The sequence below is a fragment of the Streptomyces cyaneofuscatus genome, from assembly GCF_042718795.1.
GTDB classification, from domain to species: domain Bacteria; phylum Actinomycetota; class Actinomycetes; order Streptomycetales; family Streptomycetaceae; genus Streptomyces; species Streptomyces cyaneofuscatus_A.
The window spans coordinates 1-25052 of record NZ_JBHXOX010000003.1 but is presented as its reverse complement, the minus strand read 5'-3'; the positions used below and the strand labels follow the sequence as shown (position 1 = coordinate 25052).

The window sequence follows — 25052 nt, the reverse complement described above, 5'->3', positions numbered from 1 at the left end:
TCTGCCGTCCGGAGGGGCTCGGGCGGACACTTCTTGCGTCTATTCCGGGAATGCCCCTTGCCGGATCCGGCGGGCCACCTCCGTATCGATGGTGCGGGTGAGCAGATGGAGCGGCGCCGCCTCCGTCCCGCCCGCTTCCGCCGCAGCCCAGTAGGCCAGGCCGGTGGCCGCGCCGACCGGGCCGCGGACGAGGGGCACGTCGGTTCCGGACGCGTGGAGCAGGGACTCCAGCCGACAGGAGGCGATGGTGCCCGGGATCGAGGGCTGGGCGAGGTATCCGGCCACCGCGGCGGCCGGCAGACCGTCGGCCACCCGCCGTTCGACGGTCCCGATGCTCAGCAGCCCGCCGCCCACGACCAGGACGTCCCTCGCCCGGTCCATCCGGCCGAAGGCGCGCCCGGTGTCGAAGCAGTGCGGGAACGAGTCGTCGACCACGGTCGTACCGGGTTCGAGACGGTCGACGTCCAGGAGCGTGCCGCCGCCGCTGACCGCCGCGACGATCAGGCGTGCCCCGTACACCGCCTCGGGCAGCCCTCCGTCCGACGCGGTGACGTCGACGGCGTCGGCCAGTCCGCGTGCGCGGAGGCGTTCGGCCAGCTCCTTCAGGCGGGGTCCGCTGCCCGGTACGTCGCACAGCAGGAGCCGGGCGGGCGGGGTCTTCGCCTGGCCGAGCAGCAGCTCCAGGGCGGAGGAGCCGATGGAGCCCAGCCCCACGAACGCGACGGTGAGGGAACCCAGCTCCTGACCGGTGGCGTCGAGCGCGGCGTGGACGGTCTTGACGACGGAGACGACGGTCGCCGCATGGCCGGTGGTCACGGCCGTGATGGCTCCGCTTCCGCCGATGGCGCGCAGGACATCGAACCCGTAGCCGGTGAGCGAAGGGATCATGCCGGCGAGCGAGACGGATCGGGCGCCGAGAGACGAGGCGAGTTCCACGCCGTGTGCGGTGTGCCCGAGGAGGGCGGGCCCGGGGGCCAGCTCGTCCGCGAACAGGGGGGCGCACACGAAGCCCGAACGCCCCAGCGGAGTGCTCAGGGTTTCGAGGAGCCGGGGGCGCCCGTCCGGGAAGAGCAGGGTCCGCAGCTCCTCGCGGGGCAGCGCCGCCTCCGGCAGGCGGGCCAGCCGGGCGAGGTGGGCCGGGGAGGGCAGGTAGCCGATGAGCGCGGCATCCATGCGCGGCTCCTGGCCGGGCCCGTCCGGGCCCGGACTCGGGCTCGTCACGGCCCGGCTCCCGGCGAGCCACTGCCTAGGCACCGGCACCGGTGCGTGCACCGGCCCGGGCACTGCTGCGTGCACCGGCCCGGGCACCGTCACCGGCCTGGGCACCCGCCCCGGCTCGGCCGCCGCGTGCGTCAGCGCGTCCCGTAGCGCCTCCGCGAACGCGGCCAGCGCCCGCGGTGTGAACGCCGACGCCGACGCGCGGACGGTGAGCCGCAGTTGCCCGGATTCCAGTCCGACCGCCAGGAACACATCCGTACCGACCGGAGGAAGGGTGTACTCGCCGACGCTGTCCTGACGGCCGACCGCCGGGGTCCGCCCGCTCTCCGGCCCGAGAGCGGAGAAGTCCAGATAGGTGAAGAAGAACTGTGAGGCCAGGGGCAGCCCGTCGGGCAGCGAGGGCACGGGACCGTCATGGACCTGCGCCGACGTCGCCTCGGCGACGATCCGCCGCAGATCGTCCTCGAAGTCCGCGCCCGAAGGCCGCCCGGAGTCCGGACCGGCCGGCCGCAGCGGGACGGCCGTGGCGTAGGGGCCGAACACCCGGTGGGCGTCCGGCAGGGCCAGGTCCCTGCCGCTGACGGCGAGGCCGAGCACCAGATCTTCCCGGCCGGTCGCGGCCACGAGCGCCCGGTAGTAGGCGGTCAGCACGGGGGCGTAGAGGGTGGCGCCGGTGCGGGAGGCGAGCCCGCGCAGCTTCTCCACCTGGTCGGCCCCGAGGGTGAACCCGTGGGTGAGGAACGGCGCGTGACGCCCCGCCTCATCGCTGCTCCCGCCGCTCAGCACCGGCTTCGGGTAGGGCGCGCTCAGCAGCGCCCATCGGCTCCCGTCCCGCGTCGCCGTAACCCCGGTCGTGACGGCATCGGCACCGGCACCGATGGTGGCGGTCGCGTCCGCCCGTACGGCGAGACGGGCGGCGTGGTCGCGGAACGTGCTGCGCAGCGGGGCCAGGGCCGGCTCCTCGCCCCGGGACAGCGCGTCGTACACGGTCGTCAGCTCCCGGATCAGGAGCGCCGCGCTGTAGCCGTCGCCGATGATGTGGTGCGCGTGCACCAGCAGGACGTGGTCCTCGGGGGCGAGGGTGAGCACCCGCAGGCGCAGCAGGGGCCAGGCCCAGGGTTCGAAGCGGCGCGTCCGTTCGGCTGCGGTCGCCTCCTCGATGCCGTGCGGTGCGGTGACGGTCTCGAAGTCGACCGGCAGGCGCAGTGACGGCGGCAGCTCCTGCTGGACGGCCGGGCGTGTTCCGGCGGGAAAGACGGTGCGCAGCATGGGATGCCGTACGACGAGGGCGTCCACCGCCTGCTGGAACCGGGTGGTGTCGAGCGGGCCCCGCAGGCGCAGCCGCGTGAGCCAGGACGATGACTCACCCGGCGCGATGGCCTCGGCCAGCAGGAAGCCCCGCTGGGTCGGCGTGAGAGGGAAGGGCAGGGGCCCCGGCCCACCCGCCTCTGCCTCGTCTGTCTCCGCCCCTCCCGTCTCCGCGCCGGCGGCGGACGCCCCGGCGACGGACGGGTCAGCCGCATCCGCGGCGGCCGCGTCCACGGCGCCGGCGAGGGCGGCCAGGGTTCGGTGACGGTAGATCACGGTCGGCCGGGGGAGCGGCCCGCCCTCCTTCTCCAGCCGGGCGAACACCTCCAGTACGAGCAGGGAGTCGCCGCCCAGCGCGAAGAAGTCGTCCTCACGGCACACCTCGTCGGTCTGGAGCAGCACGGACCAGATGCGGGCCAGCCGGACCTCGGTCGGCGTCAGTGGCGCCGTACGGGAGACGTCTGCGCGCTCCACGGGACCGTCACCGCCCTCCTTCCGCGCGCCCGCCGGGAGGGCCGTCAGCCGGCGCCGGTCGATCTTGCCCGTGCCGGTGAGCGGCATCCTGGCGACCGAGATGATGCGGGACGGAACCATGTACGGCGGCAGCGTCCCGGCGAGATACAGCCGAAGCGCCACCGCATCCGCCGCGTGCGCCCCTGTCCTCGGGGTCACGAACGCCACGAGGCGGCCGTCCTGGAGGAGGACGACGGCCTGGGTGATGTCCTGATGCGCCTGCAGCACGGCCTCGATCTCGCCGGGCTCGACCCGGTTGCCCCGGACCTTCACCTGGTCGTCCAGCCGCCCGAGGAACTCCAGGGTGCCGTCCTCGGCGACCCGTGCCCGGTCGCCGCTGCGGTACCAGCGCCGTCCTCGCCGGTTCGTGAACGCGGCTGCGGTCAGGGCCGGTTCACCGAGGTATCCGGCGGTCAGGCCGATCCCCGCGATGAGGAGCTCACCTGCTTCGCCGGGCTGCCGGAGCTCCCCGTCGGGCCCGACGATCTCCACCTCCGTTCCGGCCACGGGAGTGCCGATGGGGAGCTGCCGTACGTCGTCGCCGGGCCGGGCGCCGATGATGTGGCAGGTGGTGTTGATGGTCGCTTCGGTCGGCCCGTACAGGTTGGCGATGCGCTGTCCGCTGCCGAAGAGATCGAACCAGCGGCGTACGTGAGCGGGTGACAGGGCTTCGCCGCCGACGTGGATCCACCGGAGGGCGGTCAGATCCGGTCGCGGCGCTCCGCGTCGTACCCGCTCCTCGGCGGCGGTGAGGAGCTGTTCCCAGAGGGTGGGTACGGAGCTCCACACGGTGATCCGGGTGCGTTCGACGTGGGTCAGCAGGAGGCCGGGGTCGCGCAGGAGGTCCCGGTCCATCGTCACCACGGTCGCCCCGACGAGCAGCGGGGCGAGGACCTGGCGGACGGAGGCGTCGAAGCAGAGCGACGCCGTCTGGGCGAGACGGTCGTGCTCGTCGTACCCGAAGGTGCCGAGGGCCCAGGAGAGGTAGTTCTCCATCGAACGGTAGGTGATGGGCACGGCCTTGGGCCGACCGGTGGAGCCGGAGGTGAAGATCACGTAGGCGATCGCCTCCGCGTCGACGGGTCCGACCGGCTCTTCGGCACCCCCCTGCGAGGTGGGTTCGGCCCCGTCGGCGGAGACCAGGGTGACATCACCGAGCGCTTCGCCCGCCGCACGGGTGGCGGCGTGGCAGAGCACGGTACGGGCGCCCGAGCGGGTGAGCTGGTCCGCGAGGCGCGCGGTCGGGTGGCCGGAGTCCAGCGGCACCCAGCCCGCGCCGGCGCGCAGGACGGCGACGACCGAGACGACGGCGTCGGCGCCGGGCTCGGTCAGGAGCCCGACCAGGCTCCCCGGCGTGACGCCGTGGGCCAGGAGGCGGGCCGCGAGGCCGTGGGAGGCGCGGTCGAGTTCCCCGTACGTCAGGGTCTCGGCGCCCGTGTCGATGGCGACCGCTTCCGGGGCGGCCCGGAACCGCGCGAGCAGCCGTTCCACGATCGTGGCGGACCGGGATTCCGGCTCCGGGTGTGCGGCCTCGGCGTCCGTCAGGGCGGCCAGCTCACCGTGGAAGTCGCGGTCCAGACGCGCCACCGTCTCCGGTGCGAAGAGACGGACGGGGAAGTTCCAGGAGAAGCGCAGGACCTCGCCGTCCTGCCAGCACAGCAGGCTGAGGCGGGTCGCCGGAGTGCCGGTCCCGGCGGCGGTCGGCCGCACGGCCACCGGGCACCGCGCGTCGAGGGCGGCCGGGAAGCGGGCGAAGCTGAACCCGGCCGGGCTCACCGTCCGAGGCCCGGCCCCGCTCGGCCCGCCCGGCAGCAGCCGGGCCAGGTCGAGGCTGGTGGGCGCCGCATGCCGCTCACTCTCCAGCCAGACCCGTCCGACCCGTTCGGCCAGCTCCCACACCGACTCGTCCGGGTCGCTCCTGCTGATGAGCAGCGGGAGGGTGTCGGCGAGCGGCCCCACGAGCCGGTCCAGACCCGGCAGCCTGGCGTCCCGCCGGGCGCGGGCCACGTTCACCGCGACCCCCCTCTGTCCGCTCCACCGGCCCAGGCACCGCACATGGGCGGCGAGCAGCAGATGGAACAGGCTCACGCCGTGCTCGGCGGCCCGCTTCTCCAGTGCGGCGGTCAGCGGCGCGTCGAGGGCGCTTCCATGGGTCGCCAGGGGAGCGGTCGGGAGGGCGTCGGGATCACCGTCGTACGGCAGCCGCAGCGCCTCGCCCCGGCCGGCCAGCCGCTCCGACCAGTAGCGCAGGTCGGCGGCGAGAGCCTGGGCACCGGCCGCCGAGGAGCGCTCCTCGGCGGCAGCGGCGCAGAACCGCGCGAAGTCGGTGCCGAGAGCGGGCAGCGACGGCTCGGCTGCCGGCTCCTGCCCGTGGGCGAGGGCGGTGTAGAGCGACCAGAGATCCTCGGCGAGGACGTTGAGGCTGTAGCCATCGCCGGCCGCATGGTGGATGACCAGTGTCAGATGGGCCAGGTCCGGGCTCTCCCGGGTGAGGACCGCCCGTACGGGAGGCTCGGCGGAGAGGTCGAACGGCCGGTTGCGCAGGGCGCTTTCGAGGTCCTCGATACGCCCGGCGTCCTCCCGCACCTCGTACCAGACGGACAGGGCGGTGGGCGGCGCGATGTACTGCCGGGGCGCGGTCGTGCCGTTCTCGTCCGTGCGGTCCTCGACGCGGACCCGCAGCATGGTGTGCCGGTCGGCGAGCAGGGTGAGCGCGCGGCCGAGGAGCGCGCTGTCCAGGGGGCCCCGGACGGTCTGGCGTACGTATCCGTGGGCCGGGATGTCCGGGTGGAGCCGCCCGCTGGTGTGCAGGGCCAGTTGGACGGGGGTGAGCGGGAACGGCACCCCGTCCAGTGTGAACGGCACCCCGTCCGTTACGGGGGAGGGGGATGTCGGGGCCGCCGGGGGCGGGCCGGCCGGGGCATCGAGGTGCGCGGCGAGTTCGCGGACGGTCCGGTACTCGAAGAAGAGCGTGGCCGGCAGGGAGGCACCCAGCTCCCGCTCCAACTGCCGTACGAGGTCGACGGCGGCGAGCGAGTCCAGGCCGAGCGAGAGGAACGGCGCGTCGTCGGAGACCTCGGCGGGAGACAGCCGCAACGCCGCCGCCAGGAGCCGGCGCAACAGCGCGGCGGTACCCGAACCCGTACGCGTAACAGCATCCGCGGCCACCGGCGGGGAGAGAAGCTGCGCATCCGGTACGGACCCGGGCACCGCCCCCGGCACACGCAGCGACGCCACGGCCCCCGGGACATCGACACGGGGCTCGGCCGGCGCCAGGTCGGCCAGCACCAGTTGCGCCGCGTCGACGCTCCACGCCGTACGGAGCGCCGCCAGCGCGGGAGCAGTGGCCACCGGCCGGCTGCCGACGCGCTGTACGGCGGCGGAACCCGGTCCCGCCCCGGAGCCGAGGCCCGCGGCCATGCCCGTTTCGGCGAACGCGGCGAGGTTCACGGACTGCCAGGGCCGGCCCGCCCGTCGCTCCGACGCGGCGAACGCGTCGAGGAAGGCGTTGGCACCGGCGTAGTCGCCCAACGCGCCCGCCAGACCGGGGAGCAGGGCGGAGACCGAGGAGAACGCGACACAGACCGCCGGGGCGAGCCCGTGCCGCCGCAGGGCCTGCGAGAGCAGCCAAGCACCCCGCGTCTTGGCGGCCAGGGCGTCGGCCGTCTCCCGCCCGCTCCTGTTCCGCAGCGTGCCGGGGCGGACCACCCCCGCCGCGTGGAAGAGGCCGTCCAGACGGGGCAGTCGGGCGAGGAGCGTGTCGACGTCCCGTTCCACCGAGACGTCGGCCACGCGGTAGCGCACGGTGGCGCCCAGGGCCCGCAGCTCCTCGACGAGCCCTGTGGGGGGCTGGGCGGAGCGCCCGGCGAGTACGAGCGTGGGGCGGCCCCTTCCGGCCAGCTCCCGCGCGAGCGCACCGCCGATCCCGCCGCCGCCCCCGGTGATGAGGAAGGTGCCGTCGGGCGGCAACGGGGACGCCGCCGCATCCCTCACCGCCAGCGGCGCGATCCCCCGGGTGAGCCTGCGGCCCGCGCGCCAGGCGACCGTGGTGGTCCCACCCGGGGCGCCGCCCGCCCGGAGTTCGGCGAGCACGGCGGCCAACCGCTGGGCAGGGGTGTCCAGCGAGCAGAGGTCCACCCCGGTGGCCGAGCAGCCCGGCGTCTCCTGCGGCAGAGCCAGCAGCGGCCCGGCCAGCACCGCATGGGCCGGCTGCGGCCGCTCGGGCGCGGCCCCGGTGGTGTGGACGTCCTCCGTGAGCACCAGCATCCGGCGCGCCCGGGTCTCGTCCAGCCGGGCGAGGGCCTCACCGAAGGCGGCCAGCGCGGTCTCCTGCGCCCGGCCGAGCGCGTCGGCGTCCTCCTGGGCGGGCGCGGGACCGGCCACCAGCACCACGGCGTCCGGCGGCTCCTCGCCCCCGGTGTGCGGCCGGACGCCCTCGGCGGCGAGCTGCCCGGCGAGCCGGCTGACGGACGCGGCGTCAGGACCGGTCAGCAGGACGGAACGCACGGCCGCCGTCGGCGCTCCGGGCAAGCCGGCTTCTTCCCACCGCACGTGGTGCAGGAGCGGACTCACGGGCGGATCCGCCCAGTACCGGTCGCGCCGGAAGGGGTAGGTGGGCAGCGGAACCCGGTGGTGGTCCGCGTCGAGCGCGGTACGGTCCAGCGGCACACCACGCGACCACAGCCGCCCGATGGTCTCCAGGAGCGCCCGGCGCCCGTCACCGGCAGAGGCCGAGGTGCCGCCCTCGCCGCCGCCCGGGAGAGCGGGCACCACGAGCACGGCACCGTCCCGGCCCGCTGCCGCCCCACTCCGCCCGTCCGCGTCTGCGTCCGCCCCCTGACGTACCGCAGCCGCGGCCGCCGCCGCGCGTGCCGCGCCGGACAGGGTCGCCCCGTGCCCGACCTCCACGAACGTGTCGTACCCCTCCCTGGCCAGACGCTCCACGGCAGCCCCGAACAGCACCGGCCGCAGGGCGTGTTCGCGCAGATACTCCGGACCCAGGACCGGCTGCCACTCGGCGGTGACCGTACTCATCAGGGGGACGGACGGTTCATGGAGGGTGAGCGCACGCGCCGCGTCGGCGAGCCGCTCGGCGACCGGGCGCATGAGCGGCGAGTGGAAGGCCCGGGAGACCCGCAGACGACGTACGGGAATGCCCAGGGCATCGAGATCGCGGGCGGCCCTCTCCACCGCTGTGACGGAACCGGAGAGCACCTGAAGCCCCGGCCCGTTGTACGCGGCCACGGCGAGATCACCGTCGGCCTCCGCCATCACCGCGGCGACGGCCTCCTCACTTCCCCGTACGGCGATCATGGCACCGGGCTCGGTGAACGCGCCCATGAGACGGCCGCGTTCGGCAGCGAACCGTACGGCGTCCCGCAGGGTCAGCACCCCGCCGACACAGGCGGCGGCGATCTCCCCGACACTGTGCCCGGCGACCGCGTCCGGCTCCACACCCCACTCCCGCACCTGCCGGGCGAGCGCGACTCCGGAGGCGACGAGCAGCGGCTGCGCCACCTCCGTCCTGGCCTGCACCTCGGGGTCCGCGTCCGGATCCAGGCCCCAGTCCACCAGGGGGCGCCCACACACCGGCCCGAGGAGCGCGGACGCCTCGTCGAGCGTGTCCCGGAACACCGGCGCCGTCCGGTACAGCGCCCGGTCCCGCCCGGGGAACTGCGCGCCCTGCCCGGGAAACAGGAAGACGAGCCGCGGCCGCGAACGGGCGATGCTCTCCACGCCCGGCACGGACGCCGCGAGCCTGGCCCGCAGATCACCGTCCGCGACCACGGCGAGCCGGTGGGGACCGTCGTCCCGGGACGTGCTCGCGGTCAGGCAGACATCCCCTTCGTGCAGCTCCGGGTGCTCGTCGAGGTGGGCGGCCAACCGGTCCGCCGCCTCCCGCAGCCCGTCCGCGCTCCGGGCCGACAGCGTCAGCAGATGCGGCCCGGCCGAGGAGCTCTCGTACGAGGAGCCGACGCGCGAGGCACCCTCGCACGAGGAACCGGCGCGCGAGGCGCCGGCGTGCAAGGCGCGGCGCGGGGCCTCCTCCAGCACGGCATGGGCGTTGGTGCCACCGAAACCGAAGGCGTTGATGCCCGCCACGAGCAGTCCGGAAGAGGTCCAGTCCCGCGCCTCGGTCACCACGGAGAATCCGGCGGGCGCGAGGCCCGGTGACGGAGAGGCATGGTGCAACGACGGGGGAAGCCTGCGGTGGCTCAGCGCCAGCACGACCTTCACCAGGGCAGGCAGGGCGGCCGCGTTGAGCAGATGCCCGGTGTTCGTCTTCACCGAACCGAGCAGTCGCGGCTCGCCGTCGGCCCGTACGGGAAACGCGTGGGCGAGCGAGCGCAGTTCGATCGGATCCCCCACGGCCGTGCCCGTTCCATGGGCCTCCACGTAGGTCACCGAAGCGGGATCGACACCGGCCGCCTCGTACGCACGGCTGATGACCTCGCGCTGCCGCAGCGGATTGGGAGCCATGAGGCTCATCGAACGGCCGTCGTTGTTGACGGCCGTGCCCCGGACCACCGCGAGTACGGAGTCGTCGGCGGCGCGGGCGGCGTCCAAGCGCGTGAGGACGACGGCCGCACCGCCCTCGCCGGGCACGAAGCCGTCGGCGTCGGCGCTGAAGGCGCGGCTGCGGCCGGTGGGGGAGAGGGCCTGCGCCTCCTCCAGCAGACGGTGACCGGTCGACGTCAGGTGGAGGTTGACCCCGCCGACCACGGCGAGGTCGCACTCCCCGTCAAGGAGGCTGCGCCGCGCCAGATGCAGCGCCACCAGCCCCGACGAGCACGCCGTGTCCACGGCGAGCGCCGGACCGTCGAGGTCGAGGCACTGGGAGACGCGGGCGGCGATGAGGCTGGGCAGGTTCCCGGTGAGCGTGGCGGGCAGGGGAGACCCGTCGGCAGCCGCACGGTCCAGCACCTCCCGGTAGCCGCTCTCCCCGACGGCCGCGAAGACCCCGATCCGGCGCCCGCGCCGCCGGGGCCCCGCGTACCCGGCACGTTCGAGGGACTCATGGGCGAGTTCGAGGAAGAGCCGCGCCTGCGGATCGAGCGCGCGGGCCTCGTCCTCGCCGATACCGAAGTAGCCGGCGTCGAAAGCGGCGGGGTCGTCGAGCAGAGCACCCCAGCGCTTCCGGGCCGCTGCCGGCCGGGCCCCGGGGTCGTCCCATCGCCCCTCCGGTACGGGGGCGACGGCGTCGTCCCCGTCGATGAGCAGGCCCCAGAAAGCGTCGGGCGTGTCGGCGCCGGGGAACCGGCACGCCATGCCGATGACGGCCGCGGCGGCTGCCCTGTCCTTGTCCTGCGGGTCATGAGGCGCGGGCGCGGGACGCACCGGCCCGGGGCCCGGAGCGGGCAGGGCCGTGAGCAGATGCCCGGCCAGCGCGGCGACGGTGCCGTGGTCCCGGATCACCGCAGGCGCCAGGGTCAGCCCGAAAGCGTCCTCCAGTGCCACGAGCACCTCCATGGCCTTGAGCGACGTCCCGCCCAGGCCGCCGAACGGTTCATGGAGCCCGATCGACTCGACGGCCCGCCCCAGCACACGCGCCCACACCTCCCGTACGACCTGTTCGGCCTCGCCGCGCGACCGAGGCGCCTCGGCCCGTACGGAAGCGGAAGAGGCACCACCGGCCGAAGCCGCACCACCGGCCGAAGCCGCACCACCCGCTCCGTGGACACCCGCCTCGAACCGCTCCCGCAGCCGCTGCCGTTGCAGCTTCCCGCTCGTCGTACGGGGAAAGGCCCCCGGAGGCAGCGCCAGCACCCGTACGTCGTCGTGCAGCAGTGCCTCGCGCACCCGCGCGGCGACCCGTTCGAGCACCTCCGCCGCCTCGCCCGGCGGCCGCGCCCAGGGGACGAACACGACGACACGTTCCCCGCCGGTCAGGGGATCGGTCGAGCCGATCACCGCCGGAGCACCGGCCGGCAGCCCGGGGGTCGCCGCCGCGACCGCCTCCAGGTCCGGGGCGTGGAAGGTCCGGCCGTTGAGGAACAGCACATCTTTGTGCCGCCCCGTGACGCACAGCCGCCCGTCCCGCAGGAATCCCAGATCGCCGGTACGCAGCCACCCGTCCGCGAACACCTCGGCGCTCACACCGGGAAGGCCGTGGTAACCGCGGGCCAGTTGAGGACCGCTCACCAGGATGTGCCCGACCCGCCGGTCCCCGAGCTCCGCGCCCTCGTCGTCGACGATCCGTACAGCGCATCCCGCCACCGGAAGTCCGACGTCCATCAGCTCTACGGCCCCCTCGCCCACCACCGAGTCCACCGCCACACCCCGGCTCAGCGAGACCCGGTCCAGGACCAGCGGCTCGGCCACCTCCCCCGGCGGCGGGAAGGTCACCGCCAGCGTCGCCTCCGCCAGCCCGTAGACCGGCTGGGCGGCCGCCGGATCGAGCCCCGCCGGGCGGGTCTTGCGGGCGAAATCCCGCCACACAGCGGGTGCGATCGGCTCCGCGCCCACCAGCATCAGCCGTACGGCCGACAGGTCCAGCCGTGCGACGGCCTCGTCCGGAACCCGCCGTACGGCCAGCGCCAGGGCGAAGTTGGCCGCGGAGAGCACGGTGGCCCGGTGCCGGTCCGCCACCTCGAACCAGATCCTGGGCCGCTTGGCGAACGACAGCGGCCCGATCTTGACCTGCTTGGCGCGGGCGGCCAGCGGGGCGAGGTGGGTACCGATGAGCCCCATGTCATGGAAGTACGGCATCCAGCTGACCAGGACGTCGTCGGCACCGAGCGCCGAGGCCTTCCGTATCTGCTCCAGATTGGCCAGCACCGCCCGATGGGTCACCTCCACACCCTTGGGCGCACCGGTGGATCCCGAGGAGAACTGCACGAAGGCGACGTCGTCCGGCCCGGCGACGACGGGTTCCCGCAGCAGGGGCCCCCGCCGCAGCACATCGAGCGTCAGAACGCGTACGTCACCGGCCAGTGCACCGGCCACCGGCCCGTTCGCCGCGTCCACCAGGACGGGCGGCCGGCCCAGGTGCTCCCAGACCGGCAGGACGCGCCGGGCGTCGGGAGCCAGCGGTACGGGCACGAGACCGGCGGCCAGCGCGCCCCAGAACATCGGCTGGAAGTCCTCGCTGCGATCGACGAGCAACGGCACACAGGTCCCCGCCGCGACATCGGCCTCCCGGAGGCCCCCGGCCACCCGCAACGCATCGTCCAGCAGCTCACGCAGAGAGACGGTCAGCTCGCTGCCGTCGCCGCGGACATGGACGACGACCTGCCCGGGAGCCTCACGGACCGAGCCCAGCAGTACATCCAGCAGTGTCATGTCGTTGTCCACCGGTCCGTCAGTCCGTTCCCCCGTACGCGCGGCGACGCACGCACTGATCATTTCCCGGCCGGTCACCGGCCCCCAGTAATGATCTTAGGAACGTCCCGCTCGCAGCGGATCAACCGGCGGGAGGAATCTGCGTGCACCCTGAGTCTGATCCGGACCCCGGCGAGAGAAGACGCGGGTATCAGGCCGGCATCGACCGGGGAGGGTCGGCGCGCGGACCGGTGATGCCGGGTGTCCTGCCCGGCCGGGCGGCCGGGCAGGACACCCGACGGCTCACTACGCGCCGGCCGGACCGGTCTGCTGCACGACCTCGAAGGACCACACGGTGGACCCGCTGGCCGCCGGCTTCGGACGCTCGCCGCCCTCGGAGCCGCTGCCACCCCCCTGATGGGCGGCCTTCATCGGGCCCTCCATCCAGGCCTGGAAGGACGCCTCGTCACGCCACCGCGTGTAGACGAGGTAGTCGTCCGTGCCCTCGACGGGCCGGAGGAGCTCGAACCACTCGAACCCGTCGGAGCTCTCGACGGCATGGGCCCGGGAGGCGAAGCGCTTCTCCAGCGTCTCGCGTTGTTCCTGGGGGACGGTCAGCACATTGATCTTGACTACGCTCATGGCCTCATCCTGCCGTACGACACTTGGCGGAGGGAGCAGCGGCCCCGGTCCGCGCTGCCGGAACCGGCACGCTGCCCAGGACCCGCGCTGTACGAAAGCGGGTTGGCCGGTCACCAGCGGACTGTGACCATGCCTCCCGCCCCGGTGGAGGACATTTGTTCGTTTTCGTGTGCGGGATGCGGCGCCGGATTGACCGCCCGGCTTTCCCCGGTTGCCCTGCCGGTCCACGCCCATCAGGTGTACGGGAACGGGGCTCGGCTCATGGTGATCATGGACCCGGGTACCTTCGCCGCCGACCCGGAGCCCGGGCGGCCGCGCCCTCGACGCGCTGCTGCCCGCCGGTCCGGCGCCACGGCGCGCGGGGTCCTGGCCGGACCGGGACGGCCCGTTCCCGGCGCGGACGCCGACATCCTCCTCGTACCCCTCCATCCGCAGACGGGGAGACCTGGACGCCCACCGGCCCCGCCGCCTCGGCCTACCGCGTCCCGTTGCCCTTCGGGGTATGGCTCCGGCTGGGCTCGCCGGAACCATACCCGCCCGTCCCGGCGTCGGACGTCCTGCCCGAAGGCGTCCTCCGCGACGACCCGCCCCTGCCGCGCACCCCTCACCCGTTCCGGGCGGACCCGGGAGTGTTCCGGAACACCCTGGTCCGGCTGTCGCCGGTCTGCGGCCCCTGGCTCCGCGAGATCCTGGACAACATCCCGCAGTACGTGCGCGACGGCCTCCTCTGACCCCGCTCCCGCCGCTCGCCCTCCCTCCAGGGCAGGCGCGGCCACCGGATAGGCTGCGACTTCGCCGCGGGGGAAGTCCGGTCGAAGTCCGGCGCTGACCCGCAACGGTAGGCGGAACCTCGGTTCCGTAAGCCCGATCACCCGTGGCGGAGAAGGCTCCTGACAATTCGCCGTGGACTGCGAAGGGCGCTGCGCGGGCGTCCGCCGTCCGGGGCCGCTCCTCCTTGCGCAGACGTACGGCCCGAGGCGAAAGCGACCGGCCTGTGGCCACGTCTGTCGACCGCATACCCGCCAAGCCCGCGCGCCCGTCCCCCGCAGGTACGGGGTTGCCGCCACCCCGGCGCATACCCTTGCCGATCCTCCTGGCGGTCCTGTGCCTGGCCCTCCCCGTCTCCCTCGTCTGCGGGGCCGGACTCGGCGCTTCGGGCCTCTCGTGGGCCGAGGTGCTGCGCTATCTGTGGGCGGGCCTGACCGGTGGCGCCATCGGACCCGACGAGGTGTCGGCGTACACCATCGTCTGGGAACTGCGCCTGTCGCGCGCCGTGCTGGCCGCGATCGTCGGAGCCGGGCTGTCGGCCATCGGGGTCGCCGTCCAGGCCATGGTCCGCAACGCGCTCGCCGACCCGTTCGTGCTCGGCATCTCCTCGGGCGCGGCGGTCGGCGCCAACGCCGTACTGATCTTCGGGGTGCTGGGAGCGCTGGGCATCTGGGCCCTGTCCACGGCGGCGTTCGTCTCGGCCCTGCTCGCCATGCTGCTCGTGTACGCGGTCGCCCGCACCGAACGCGGACTGACCCCGCTCCGGCTCGTCCTGACGGGCACCGCGATGTATTACGGCTTCTCGGCCGTCACCACCTTCATGGTGTTCGCGGCCGAGCGCGGCGAGGCGGCCCGCTCGGCGATGATGTGGCTGCTCGGCAGCCTGAGCGGCGCCAACTGGGCCTCCGTACCGATCGCCGCCGGCGCGGTGCTCGTGGGCCTCGCCCACCTCGGCTGGTCGGCCCGGCGCCTCAACGCCCTCGCCATGGGCGACGAGACCGCCGCCGCCCTCGGCGTCGACCCCGGGAGGCTGCGCAAGGAGCTGTTCCTGGTCTCGGCGGCCGTCACCGGGGCAGTCGTCGCGGTGAGCGGAGCGATCGGCTTCGTCGGCCTGATGGTCCCGCACGCCGTACGCATGATGGTCGGCGCGGACCACCGGAGGGTCCTGCTCGTCGCACCGCTCGCGGGAGCCGTGCTGCTGATCTGGGTGGACATCCTCTCCCGCGTGGTGCTGGCCCCGGCCGAACTCCCGGTCGGAGTCCTCACCGCGGTCATCGGTGTGCCCTGCTTCATCCTGCTGATGCGCCGCAGGTCCTACTCCTTCGGAGGCATCTGATGCGGATCGACATCGACGCGCTGACCGTCGAGACCGCCGGCGCACGCCTGGTGGACGAGGTGACCCTCGGGGCGGGGGAGGGGCAGCTCGTCGGCCTGGTCGGCCCCAACGGAAGCGGGAAGTCCACGCTCCTGCGCTGCGTCTACCGGGCCCTGCGCCCCTCGTCCGGCACGGTCCGCATCGGCGGTGACGACTTCCACGCCCTGAGCACCCGGGAGGGCGCCCGGCGGCTGGCAGCGCTCCCGCAGGACGCGGTCGCGGAGTTCGACTTCACCGTGGCGGAGATCGTGGCGATGGGGCGTATGCCGCACCAGGGCCCGATGGCCCGGGTGACCGACGAGGACCGCGGCCGCTGCGCCGAGGCACTGGCCGGGGTCGGCGCGGCCCACCTGGCCGAACGCGGCTTCCTCACCCTCTCCGGCGGCGAGAGGCAACGCGTCCTCATCGCCCGCGCGCTCGCCCAACAGCCCCGGGTCCTGGTGCTCGACGAGCCCACCAACCACCTCGACATCGCCCACCAGTTGGAGATCCTCGCCCTGGTCCGCGGCAGCGGCCTCACCGTGCTCACCGCCCTGCACGACCTCAACCTCGCCGCCCTCCACTGCGACCTGGTCCACGTCATCGACGGCGGCCGGATCGTCGCCTCCGGAGCCCCGGACGACGTCCTGACCACCGAGCTGCTGGCCGAGGTCTTCGGCGTACGGGCGCACCGCGTCGCCCACCCCGAGACCGGCGCGCTGCAACTGCTCTTCGACCTCCCCCGAGCCCGCCCCGCCACCCCCTGAGGAGCCCCGCCCACCATGCAGAACCGCATACGTCCCGCAGCCCTCGTACTCGCCGCCGCCCTGGCCCTCACCGGCTGCGGAGCGGACGTCACGCCGCAGTCGGACGGGAAGGACGACAGCGCGAAGGCCGACCGGCACTACCCGGTGACCGTCGAGAACTGCGGAGAGAGGAAGAGCTACGACAAGGCGCCCCAGCGCGTCGTGACCAACGACGTCGGCATCACCGAGATCATGTTCGCCCTCGGACTCGAGGACCACATGGCCGGATACGTGATGCCCGACGACAAGGGCGACATGACGTCCGTCCCGTGGAAGGACGGCTACAAGAAGACGACGTGGCTCTCCAAGGAGCGCATCAACAAGGAACTGGTCCTCGGCGCCCGCGCCGACCTGGTCTTCGCCGGCTGGAACTACGGCTTCAACGAGGGCGAGGGCTTCACCCCCGCCGAGCTGAAGCGCGTCGGCGTCGACTCGTACCTGCTGAGCGAATCGTGCCGCAACGGCCAGGGCAAGGCCCGCGGAGTCATGCCGCCCCTCGAAGCGCTCTACACGGACCTGGGGAACCTCGGGAAGATCTTCGACGTGGAGGACCGCGCGGACACCCTCATCGCGTCCTTCCGGAAGCAGGTCGCCGACGCCCAGGCGAAGGCGCCGAAGGGGAGTGACCGCCCGCGCGTCTTCCTGTACGACGACGGGAAGGACAAGCCGCTGACCTCGGGCGCGTACGCCGGACCGCACGACATCATCACCAAGGCCGGCGGCGACCACATCATGAAGGACCTCAAGGACAGTTGGACGACGGTGGGCTGGGAGACGGTGGTCGACCGCGACCCCGAGGTCATCGTCATCAACAACTACGGGGACACCAGAGCCGAGCAGAAGCGCACGTTCCTGAAGTCCTACAAGCCGCTCGCGAACGTCTCCGCGATCAAGAACGACCGGATCGTCGTCCTCGACTACGTGGACCTGGTCGAGAGCCCGCGCAATCCCGCGGCCATCAGCTCGCTGGCGGCGGACCTGCGGAAGTCCGCCTCGTAGCGCGTCCATGGGTACGAGAGGGCCCGGCCCCGGGATCGCTCCCCGCGGCCGGGCCCTCGCACACCACCTGACGTCCAGGTCAGCCGTTGAACGTGTCCGGGTCGGGCCCCGTGCGCTCGTCACGGTTGAGGGCGGAGATCTCACCGATGTCGCCTTCGGTGAGCTCGAAGTCGAAGAGCGCGAAGTTCTCCTGGATCCGCTTCAGCGTCACCGACTTCGGGAAGACGATGTCCCCGCGCTGCAGGTGCCAGCGCAGCACCACCTGCGCGGCCGAGCGGCCCACCCGCTCGGCGATCCGGGTGATCGCCGGGTCCGAGAGCACCTTGCCCTGGGCGATGGGCGACCAGGCCTCCGTAGCGATGTCGTGCTCGGCGCCGAAGGCCCGTACGGCGTCCTGCGTGAGGTAGGGGTGCACCTCGATCTGATTGACGGCGGGCACCACCGTGCTGCCCTCCAGGAGCCGGCGCAGGTGGTTCGGCTGGAAGTTGGAGACCCCGATCGCCTTGGCCCGGCCGGACCGGTAGATCTCCTCCATGGCCTTCCAGGTCTCCACGAAGTCCCCCGAACCCGGCAGGGGCCAGTGGATGAGGAAGAGGTCCAGGTACTCCAGACCGAGCTCTTCCATGCTGCGGTCGAACGCCCGCAGCGCCTCGTCGTGCCGGTGCGCGTCGTTGTTCAGCTTGCTCGTCACGAAGACGTCGGCGCGGTCGAGCCCGGAGTCGCGGACCGCCTGCCCGACCTCCTTCTCGTTGCCGTACATCTCGGCCGTGTCGATGTGCCGGTAACCGGTCTCCAGAGCGGCCAGCGTGGTCTCGCGGGTCTCCTCCGGCGGGATCTGGAAGGTCCCGAAGCCGAGCTGGGGGATCGTCACGCCGTTGTTGAGGGTGATGTCGGGTACTGCGGGCACGGTGACTCCTTGGTGTCGACGCCTCGGAAGGCGCTGAGAGGGGTGTGTACGGGATGGGTGGCCGTGCCGGTCCGCCTGCGGACGGGCACGACGGGCCGACGGGAAGGCGGGCCGACGGGAAGGCGGGAAGGCGGACCGGGGGCCGGGCGCGGGACGGGCCCGGGAACTCCTCGGCCCGCGATGCCGCTCAGCCCGCGATGCCGCTCAGCTCGGCGTCCGGCGGCAGCACACGCACGAGCTTGCGGTTGACGAACTCCTGCATGCCGAGCTTCGAGAGCTCCCGCCCGTAGCCGGAGCGCTTGATCCCGCCGAACGGCAGGTCGGGCTGGGTCGAGGTCGGGTGGTTGACCCAGACCATGCCGGTCTCCACCCGCTCGGCCACCCGGCGGCCCCGGTCCACGTCCGAGCAGAACACGGACCCGCCGAGGCCGTACTGGCTGTCGTTGGCGAGCGCGATGGCCTCGTCCTCGTCCTCCACCCGGTAGATCACGGCGGCGGGCCCGAAGAGCTCCTCGGCGTACGCCCGCATGCCGGGCTTGACGCCGGTGAGGATCGTCGGCTGGACGAAGGCCCCGGGGCGGTCGATCCGGCCGCCGCCGATCAGCAGCTCAGCCCCCTGCTCCACGGTCTCGCGGATCTGCTCGGCCAGGTCGGAGGCGGCCTGCTCGGAGGAGAGCGGCCCCAGCGTCGTCGCCTCGTCGGACGGATCGCCGGGCGTGAGTGCCGCGAACGTGCCGCGCATCCCTTCGACGAAGTCGTCGTAGACCTCCGCGAGCACGATGAACCGCTTCGACGCCACGCAGCTCTGCCCGGTGTTGGCCATCCGGCCGGCCACCGCGGCGCCGACCGTACGCTCCAGGTTCTCACCGTCGAGCACGATGAAGACATCGCTGCCGCCCAGCTCCAGCAGGCTGGGCTTCATGTTGCGCCCGGCCCGTTCCGCGACCTGGGCTCCGGCCCGCTCACTGCCGGTCAGCGAGGCGCCCTTCACCACCGGGCTGTCGATGATGCGCGAGATCTCGTCGTGGCTCACGAACAGGTTCGTGTAGACGCCCTCGGGCGCGCCCGCGTCGCGGAACAGCACCTCCAGGGCGAGCGCGGACTGCGGGCAGATTCCGGCGTGCTTGACGAGAACGGTGTTGCCCAGCACCAGGTTGGGCCCCGCGAAGCGCACCACCTGGTAGAGCGGGAAGTTCCAGGGCATGACGCCGAGCAGGACCCCGAGCGGCTCACTGACGAGGAACGCCTCGCCCTCCTCGACGTCGAGCGGCTCCCTGGCCGCGAACGCGGGGCCGTGCTCCGCGTAGTACGCGAGGATCGACGCGGCGAGATCCACCTCCCCGCGGGCTTCGGAGATCAGCTTGCCCATCTCCAGGGTGATCAGGCGCGCCAAGGTCTCCTTGCGCTCCTTCATCAGCCCGGCGACGCGCCCGACCAGCGCGGCACGCTCCTCGATGCTCCGCTGCCGCCACGCGTCGAAGGCGTCGCCGGCGGTCTCCAGGACGGCGTCCACCTCCGCGCCCTCGATGGCCGGGAACTCCGCGAGGGTCTCCCCGGTGTACGGATTGACGGTGGCGAACGGACTCTTGCGCTGCTCTGACATGAAAGCTCCAGAACGACGGGTGCTGCACGAGGCGGAACCCTGCGCTCCGCCTCCCTGCGAGTTCCCGACTCAGCGCACGGGAAACTCACCCAAAGGCATCCATATCGGGATCACGTCCCTGGCTGACCTCACCCGGTCCCGGCCGACCCCTCGTCGGCGGGGATGCCCAGCCGGCCGGCCAGGGTGGTGAGGGCCGTCCCCAGCGGGAGCGCGACGCGGGTGACGGCGTGGCGGTCGCCCCGTGTGTGATCCCGGTTGATGATCAGTACGGGCTGTCCGGACCGGGCCGCCTGACGGACGAACCGGAGCCCGGACATCACGGTCAGTGAGGAGCCCAGGACGAGCAGCGTCGTGGCCTGGCGGACCAGCGCGCGGCAGTGCTCGACCCGCTCCACGGGCACGGCCTCCCCGAAGAACACCACGTCGGGTTTGAGGATGCCGCCGCAGACGGTGCACGGCACCACGCGGAAGTCCCCGACCTGCTCGTCGGTGAGGTCGGCGTCGCCGTCCGGGTTGATCGCGGCGGCCACGGGCGCGAAGCCCTCGTTGGCCTCTTCCAGCCGCCGGGCGAGCTCGCGGCGCGGGCTGAGGCTGCCGCAGGAGAGACAGACCACCCGGTCCAGGCTCCCGTGCAGCTCCACGACCTCCTCGCTGCCGGCGGCCTGGTGCAGGCCGTCGATGTTCTGGGTGATCACGCCCGAGAGCATGCCGTGCCGTTCGAACGAGGCCACGGCCCGGTGCCCGGCATTGGGGCGGGCGCTGCCGAAGGTGCGCCAGCCGAGATGGCTGCGCGCCCAGTACCTGCGGCGGGCCTGGGGGTCGGCGGTGAAGTCCTGGTACGTCATCGGGGTGTGCCGGCTCAGGCTTCCGCCCTCGCCCCGGTAGTCGGGGATGCCCGACTCGGTGGAGATGCCCGCCCCGCTCAGCACCAGTACACCGCCATCGCTCAGCGCGTCGGCGACCGGCTCCAGATCGGTGGTGCCCGGCGACAGCTCCTCGGTGGGGGTCCAGCTCAGGGTGGGGCGCATGCGCATGCCCCCAGCGTACGGAACGGGCCGCCGGCCCCCAGCACCTGGCGCCGCCACCGCGCCACGGGCGCACCGTCCCGGCCCCTGACCCGTGGGAGACCAGCGCTATCCGGCCAGAGCCATGCGCGGCGGTTGCAGCCCGGCGCGGGTAGGTGCTGCCGCGTTGCGATCCGTACCGCCTGTTTCCGGCCTGTCTCGCATGACAGGGGCATGACGGATAGCTCTCTGTGGGCATAGGTTCTGCGGCTCCCGGAGGTTCGCCAACCGGCCCTGCGGAAAGGCAGGTTGGCGGCAGTCGTCCTCCCGCACTCTCGGCTCCGCCCGGAGCCGAGCCCCCATGAGTGAAGGGACAGCAATGCTGAAATCGACAGCGCTGAAGGCGGCCGGTATCGCCGCGGCGATCACCCTGACCACCGTCACGGCGGCGAGCGCCACGCAGGCGCCGTCTCGGTACGACACGGAAAGCGCGGCAGCCGTGGTGACACTCCGCTACGACGACAGCCGCGCGGGCGGCTGGGAGGCGGCGATCGCGGCAGGGGTCGCCTCGTGGAACGCGAACGTCGACAACGTCAGGCTGGTCGAGGCCGCGCCCGGCGCACGCGCCGAGATCCAGATCGTGGCCACCAGCGGCTGGCCGCAGGCCACACTCGGCCCGGTCCGACCGGGCGGCCAGGTCCGGGTGGAGCTGGGCAGCCAGGCGGTCTCCCAGGGGCACGACAAGACCCGCATCACCGCACACGAGATCGGCCACAGCCTGGGCCTGCCGGACACCAAACCCGGCCCGTGCTCCCAGCTGATGTCAGGCTCGAGCGCCGGAACCAGCTGCAGGAACGCGGTCCCGAACGCCACGGAGCAGTCCCGCGTCGAATCCTTCTACGCCAACGGCCTCGCCTCGCGCACCCCGGCCGACGGACGGATCCTGGTGGACGCGCCGTAGCGGCGCGGCGGACGAGCACGTACCCATCGCACCGGGTCTCAGCCGTCCTGCCGGGCGCTCCGGAGCCCCTCCTGCCGGCCGAGGGCGGCCTTGACGGGGAAGAGGGCGAGCCAGCACCACATGGCCGCCTGCGGGGCGAAGAAGGCGATGGGTACGGAGGCTCCGAACACCGCGATCGTCGCGCTCAGGTCTGCCGCGGTGTCCCGCCACTCGCCCACGGCGCGGACACCGTGCCGGCCCCTCAGCGTCGCGAACATGGCGAGCTGCAGCAGGTCGATGAGGCAGATGGTCGCGGCGTACATCACCACCGCCCACGGCTCGCGTGCCCCGTACTCGGCGAGGATGGAGGTGGGGAAGGGGACCAGCGCGATCATGCCGAGCACCGCGAGGGCCAGATGCTGCGAAAGGCCGCCCGTCTTCGCGGACATCAGCAGGATCTGCCGCTGGTCGCGCCAGAAGACGCACAGGATGAGGAAGCTCAGCGCGTAGGCGGCGAGCTGCGGGGAGCTCTCGCGCAGGGCATCGTGGAACTGCTCGGAGTCCAGGTTGGGCGGGACCCTCACATCGAGGGCGAGCAGGGTCATGGCGATCGCGAAGATGCCGTCCGACAACGTGATCAGGCGGTCGGGGCGTGCTGATGGGTGGCTGCCGTTACTCACCCGGCTCACCCTGGCTCCTGGCCCGGGATCGACGCCGAATTGCTCCGACTGCGGGCACGCCGCTCACCGATCACCGATCACGGGCCCAGGCCGTCAAGCCGGACCCGTGAGCCGACGGGCGAAGGGTTGGTGCCCTATTCCCTGATGGACGTCGGCAGGTCCGGGTTGGGCACCTCGGGGCATGTGTGTTCCCGGAGACCTGGAGACCCGTCGGCACTGCGGGTGAAGTCCGCCGTATCGTTCATTCCTGCCGCTCAGAGGCGTCGGCGGTATCCTTGGGGGACGGCGACCGGTGCCGCCCCGCACCCGCATGGTCACGCGATCCACGCCGATGTATGAGTTCGGATCTGGGTGGGTGCTCCCCCTCACGCGACCGACGCCGACCGTGCCGGAGCCGACGTACGCGGTCCGGACCACCGCCTGCTGCGGTCCCGGCCGGTACCACGCTTTCCGGGAGAGGCGTATGAGTACTGAGTTCGAGGCCACCGTCACCATCGACCGCCCCATCGACGCTGTGTTCACCTACTTGACGGACGGGCGGAACGACCCCGACTTCAGCCCACGAGTGCTCAAGATCGACAAGAGTCCGGACGGAGCGACGGGGGCGGGTACCGTCTTTCACAGCACCGTCAAGGACGCGGGAATGAAGACCCATCGGGACTTCGAGATAACAGAGTTGACCACCCCGACACGCATCCGCCGGCGTGAGGCCTCCCACAACTCGATCACTGTGCGAGAAGGCGGCTACGACCTCGAGCCGGATCCCGGCGGCGGAACCCGGGTGCGCCTCTTCAACGTCCTCGAGGGCCACGGCATCGGCAAACTCCTGCTCCCCTTGGCGGGTGGCGCGTCACGCAAGGACGCCCCTGACTTCGGTCGGCGCATCAAGGTCGCCGCCGAGCGCGCGCTCTGACCAAGCGTTCGGAAGTCAAGATCAACGAGGTGATGCGGTGGGCGTCCTCTCCGGCGCTCCGCGCCTTGTCGAGTAGGCGAATCGGGCCTGTGATGAACACCGAAGGCCGGTTCCGCCGCGGACAAGCACGACTTCGTCCGGTCAGTCCCGCTGACTGACCCGGTCACCGGTTCTGTGAATTTCTTCAACTCACCCTGTCGAGCATGATCTTGAGCGTTTATGCCGCTTTGGTGTTGGTCGGATCAGTTCAACCATCGCTTCCTTCAACAACTCGCGGTGATGGAGGCGATGGAGGATGCGCTGGGGCAGTGGGTTTGTTCTTTGCGGGTTGTTTGGGTGGGTGGCGCCATATTCCGGGGTGGTTGTGTTGGTTGGGGGGTGGTGTTGGCGGGGTGTTGGTGTTGGTGGGAGAAAAGTTTTCGTAAAGGGTAAGCCAAAAAAGAACCAGTTGGCCGGTATGGTTGTGGGCCCTGAGTGGCCGTTGGGCCGTGGCTCCTTGGGTGTTGTCCGGGTGTGTCGGGGTGTCGGGGGTTGGGGGCTGGTGGTGCTGGGTCGGGTTGATGTGGTGGTGGTGGGTGGGGGCCCGGTGGGGTTGTTGCTTGCTGCGGAGTTGGGTGGGTTCGGGGTGAGGGTGGTCGTGTTGGAGGCGGGGGTGGGGGGCTCGGGGCGGCCGAGGGCGACGACGGTGCATGCGCGGGCGGTGCAGTCTCTGGTGCGCAGGGGGTATGTGCCGGGGGCGTGGTCACCGGTGGGTGGTGGGGTGGGGGGTGCGTTTCATTTCGGGGGTGTTGCGGGGTTGGTGATCGGGGTTCCGGCGGGTGAGCCGGTTCCGGTTCTGAAGTGTGCGCAGGCGCAGTTGGAGCGGGAGTTCGAGGTACGGGCGCTGGGTGTGGGGGTGCGGGTGGTTCGGGGGTGTCGGGTGGTGGGGCTGCGGCAGTTTGGTGGGGGTGTGCGGGTGGTGGCTGAGGGGCCTGGGGGGTGCCGGGTCTTCAAGGCGGGGTTTGTGGTGGGTGCTGATGGTGCTCGTAGTGCGGTGCGTGAGCTGGCTGGTGTGCGGTGCGAGACGAGGGCGGCGTCGGTGTCGGCGTTGACCGGTGTGGTGCGGGTGGAGGGGCGGGGGGTGTTGGTGCCGGGGTGGCATCGGACGTCGCGTGGGTGGGTGGTGGTGAAGGGCGTGGAGAACGGCAAGGTTCTGGTGCGGACGGTGGATGGTTCGGGGCCGGTGGCGGACCGTGGCCGTCCGGTGGGCCTGGAGGAGCTCCGGGGGGAGGTCTCCCGGATCCTGGGGCGGGAGGTCGGGATGGTGCAGCCGCGGTGGCTGGGCCGGTTCAGTGATTTCTCGCGGCTTGCGTGTACGTACCGTGCGGGGCGGGTGCTGCTGGCCGGAGATGCCGCGCATGTGCATTTCCCCGTGGGTGGGCAGGGGTTGAGCACCGGCTTGCTGGATGCGGTGAATCTGGGGTGGAAGCTCGCGCTGGCGGTGCGGGAGACGGCGGGTGAGGGGCTGCTCGATTCGTATGACGCGGAGCGGCGGCCAGCGGCGGCCCGGGTGGTCGAGAGTGTGCGGGCGCAGGTGGAGCTGATGCGGATGCCGTCGGCCCGGGCTGCTCGGGAGGCGCTGTCCGCGGGCGGGGCGGGTGGTGCGGAGCGCCTTGCTCTGATGGTGAGTGGGCAGGACACCGTTGTGCCGGCGCGGTCCGCGAGGCCTTCGTCGTGGGAGGGCCGGTTTCTGCGGAATGTGGCTCTGCGTACGGAGGATGGGCCTGCGGATCTTGTGGGCCTGTTGCGGGAGGGCCGGATGTTGCTGCTGAGATTCGGGCCGGGGCTCGGTGGTGGGGCGGGTGTGCCCGGGCCCGGCCGGGGGCGTTGGGTGCGTACGGTGCGGGCCGAGCCGGTGGCGGGAATCGGGGTGGGGGCGTTGCTGGTGCGGCCTGATGGTTACGTGGCCTGGGCTGATGACGGCGGGGACGCTCTGGAGGATGTGCTGGATCTTTGGTGCGTGCCTGGTGGTGGGGTGGGGGTGCAGGGGTGGGGCTAGGTGGTGGGTGTGGTGGCTTGGGTGTGGATGGTGGCGCCGTGTTCGGGGGTGAGGGTGAGGGTGATGAGGGTGGAGGGGTGGGTGATGGTGGGGAGGAT

At 72.6% G+C, this 25052-nt stretch carries 13 protein-coding genes; 7 read left to right on the top strand and 6 right to left on the bottom strand.

All coding sequences use genetic code 11. The features are described 5' to 3' along the window. Positions 1-39 precede the first annotated feature (39 nt). Both ACFWRT_RS03325 and ACFWRT_RS03320 read right to left on the bottom strand, forming a co-directional pair. Positions 40-12321 (bottom strand): amino acid adenylation domain-containing protein, encoded by a 12282-nt coding sequence (locus tag ACFWRT_RS03325; protein ID WP_463287513.1) that lies wholly within the window; start codon positions 12319-12321, stop codon positions 40-42. A gap of 285 nt (positions 12322-12606) precedes the next feature. Further along, entirely contained in the window at positions 12607-12942 is a 336-nt protein-coding gene (locus tag ACFWRT_RS03320) for an antibiotic biosynthesis monooxygenase family protein (RefSeq protein WP_380952757.1), read from the bottom strand. A gap of 488 nt (positions 12943-13430) precedes the next feature. On the opposite strand from ACFWRT_RS03320, the gene ACFWRT_RS03315 reads away from it, so the two are divergent. From ACFWRT_RS03315 to ACFWRT_RS03300, 4 genes are all read left to right on the top strand, one after another. Beyond that, the gene (locus ACFWRT_RS03315; protein ID WP_380952756.1) at positions 13431-13673 is read left to right on the top strand and encodes a hypothetical protein; all 243 of its coding nucleotides are present in this window, start codon (positions 13431-13433) and stop codon (positions 13671-13673) included. Between the two features lie 263 nt (positions 13674-13936). After that, positions 13937-15046 (top strand): FecCD family ABC transporter permease, encoded by a 1110-nt coding sequence (locus tag ACFWRT_RS03310; RefSeq protein WP_380952755.1) that lies wholly within the window; start codon positions 13937-13939, stop codon positions 15044-15046. Further along, entirely contained in the window at positions 15046-15831 is a 786-nt protein-coding gene (locus ACFWRT_RS03305; protein ID WP_380952754.1) for an ABC transporter ATP-binding protein, read from the top strand. Before ACFWRT_RS03310 ends, ACFWRT_RS03305 begins: the two co-directional genes overlap by 1 nt. 15 nt (positions 15832-15846) lie before the next feature. Then, the gene (locus tag ACFWRT_RS03300) at positions 15847-16869 is read left to right on the top strand and encodes an ABC transporter substrate-binding protein (protein ID WP_380952753.1); all 1023 of its coding nucleotides are present in this window, start codon (positions 15847-15849) and stop codon (positions 16867-16869) included. Positions 16870-16948: 79 nt separating this feature from the next. On the opposite strand, the gene ACFWRT_RS03295 is transcribed toward ACFWRT_RS03300, so the two are convergent. The 3 genes from ACFWRT_RS03295 to ACFWRT_RS03285 all read right to left on the bottom strand — a co-directional run bounded on the left by ACFWRT_RS03295 (position 16949) and on the right by ACFWRT_RS03285 (position 20413). Further along, entirely contained in the window at positions 16949-17776 is an 828-nt protein-coding gene (locus ACFWRT_RS03295) for an aldo/keto reductase (protein WP_380952752.1), read from the bottom strand. A 187-nt stretch (positions 17777-17963) separates the two neighbouring features. Further along, positions 17964-19379: an NAD-dependent succinate-semialdehyde dehydrogenase gene (locus tag ACFWRT_RS03290; protein ID WP_380952751.1), complete on the bottom strand. Its 1416-nt coding sequence runs from the start codon at positions 19377-19379 to the stop codon at positions 17964-17966. Positions 19380-19507: 128 nt separating this feature from the next. Further along, positions 19508-20413, bottom strand: coding sequence for an NAD-dependent protein deacetylase (locus tag ACFWRT_RS03285; RefSeq protein ID WP_380952750.1), 906 nt, complete (start codon positions 20411-20413; stop codon positions 19508-19510). Positions 20414-20762: 349 nt separating this feature from the next. Between ACFWRT_RS03285 and ACFWRT_RS03280 the strand changes: the two genes are divergently transcribed. Beyond that, positions 20763-21344 carry a snapalysin family zinc-dependent metalloprotease gene (locus tag ACFWRT_RS03280; RefSeq protein WP_380952749.1) on the top strand — a complete coding sequence of 194 codons (582 nt, stop codon included), beginning with the start codon at positions 20763-20765 and terminating at the stop codon, positions 21342-21344. Positions 21345-21382: 38 nt separating this feature from the next. On the opposite strand, the gene ACFWRT_RS03275 is transcribed toward ACFWRT_RS03280, so the two are convergent. Continuing rightward, the gene (locus ACFWRT_RS03275) at positions 21383-22012 is read right to left on the bottom strand and encodes a TMEM175 family protein (RefSeq protein WP_380952748.1); all 630 of its coding nucleotides are present in this window, start codon (positions 22010-22012) and stop codon (positions 21383-21385) included. A 454-nt stretch (positions 22013-22466) separates the two neighbouring features. On the opposite strand from ACFWRT_RS03275, the gene ACFWRT_RS03270 reads away from it, so the two are divergent. Together ACFWRT_RS03270 and ACFWRT_RS03265 are read left to right on the top strand one after the other, a co-directional pair. After that, positions 22467-22916, top strand: coding sequence for an SRPBCC family protein (locus tag ACFWRT_RS03270; protein WP_380952747.1), 450 nt, complete (start codon positions 22467-22469; stop codon positions 22914-22916). Positions 22917-23211: 295 nt separating this feature from the next. Beyond that, a complete protein-coding gene (locus ACFWRT_RS03265; protein ID WP_380952746.1) occupies positions 23212-24954 on the top strand; it encodes an FAD-dependent monooxygenase in 1743 nt (580 codons plus the stop codon). The last annotated feature ends 98 nt before the right edge of the window (positions 24955-25052 follow it).

Excerpts from the sequence above, each read along its gene's own strand:
- ACFWRT_RS03325 (WP_463287513.1), bottom strand. The coding sequence starts at position 12,321 with ATGACACTGCTGGATGTACTGCTGGGCTCGGTCCGTGAGGCTCCCGGG.
- ACFWRT_RS03320 (WP_380952757.1), bottom strand. The coding sequence starts at position 12,942 with ATGAGCGTAGTCAAGATCAATGTGCTGACCGTCCCCCAGGAACAACGC.
- ACFWRT_RS03305 (WP_380952754.1), top strand. The coding sequence starts at position 15,046 with ATGCGGATCGACATCGACGCGCTGACCGTCGAGACCGCCGGCGCACGC.
- ACFWRT_RS03300 (WP_380952753.1), top strand. The coding sequence starts at position 15,847 with ATGCAGAACCGCATACGTCCCGCAGCCCTCGTACTCGCCGCCGCCCTG.
- ACFWRT_RS03290 (WP_380952751.1), bottom strand. The coding sequence starts at position 19,379 with ATGTCAGAGCAGCGCAAGAGTCCGTTCGCCACCGTCAATCCGTACACC.
- ACFWRT_RS03285 (WP_380952750.1), bottom strand. The coding sequence starts at position 20,413 with ATGCGCATGCGCCCCACCCTGAGCTGGACCCCCACCGAGGAGCTGTCG.
- ACFWRT_RS03280 (WP_380952749.1), top strand. The coding sequence starts at position 20,763 with ATGCTGAAATCGACAGCGCTGAAGGCGGCCGGTATCGCCGCGGCGATC.
- ACFWRT_RS03270 (WP_380952747.1), top strand. The coding sequence starts at position 22,467 with ATGAGTACTGAGTTCGAGGCCACCGTCACCATCGACCGCCCCATCGAC.
- ACFWRT_RS03265 (WP_380952746.1), top strand. The coding sequence starts at position 23,212 with ATGCGCTGGGGCAGTGGGTTTGTTCTTTGCGGGTTGTTTGGGTGGGTG.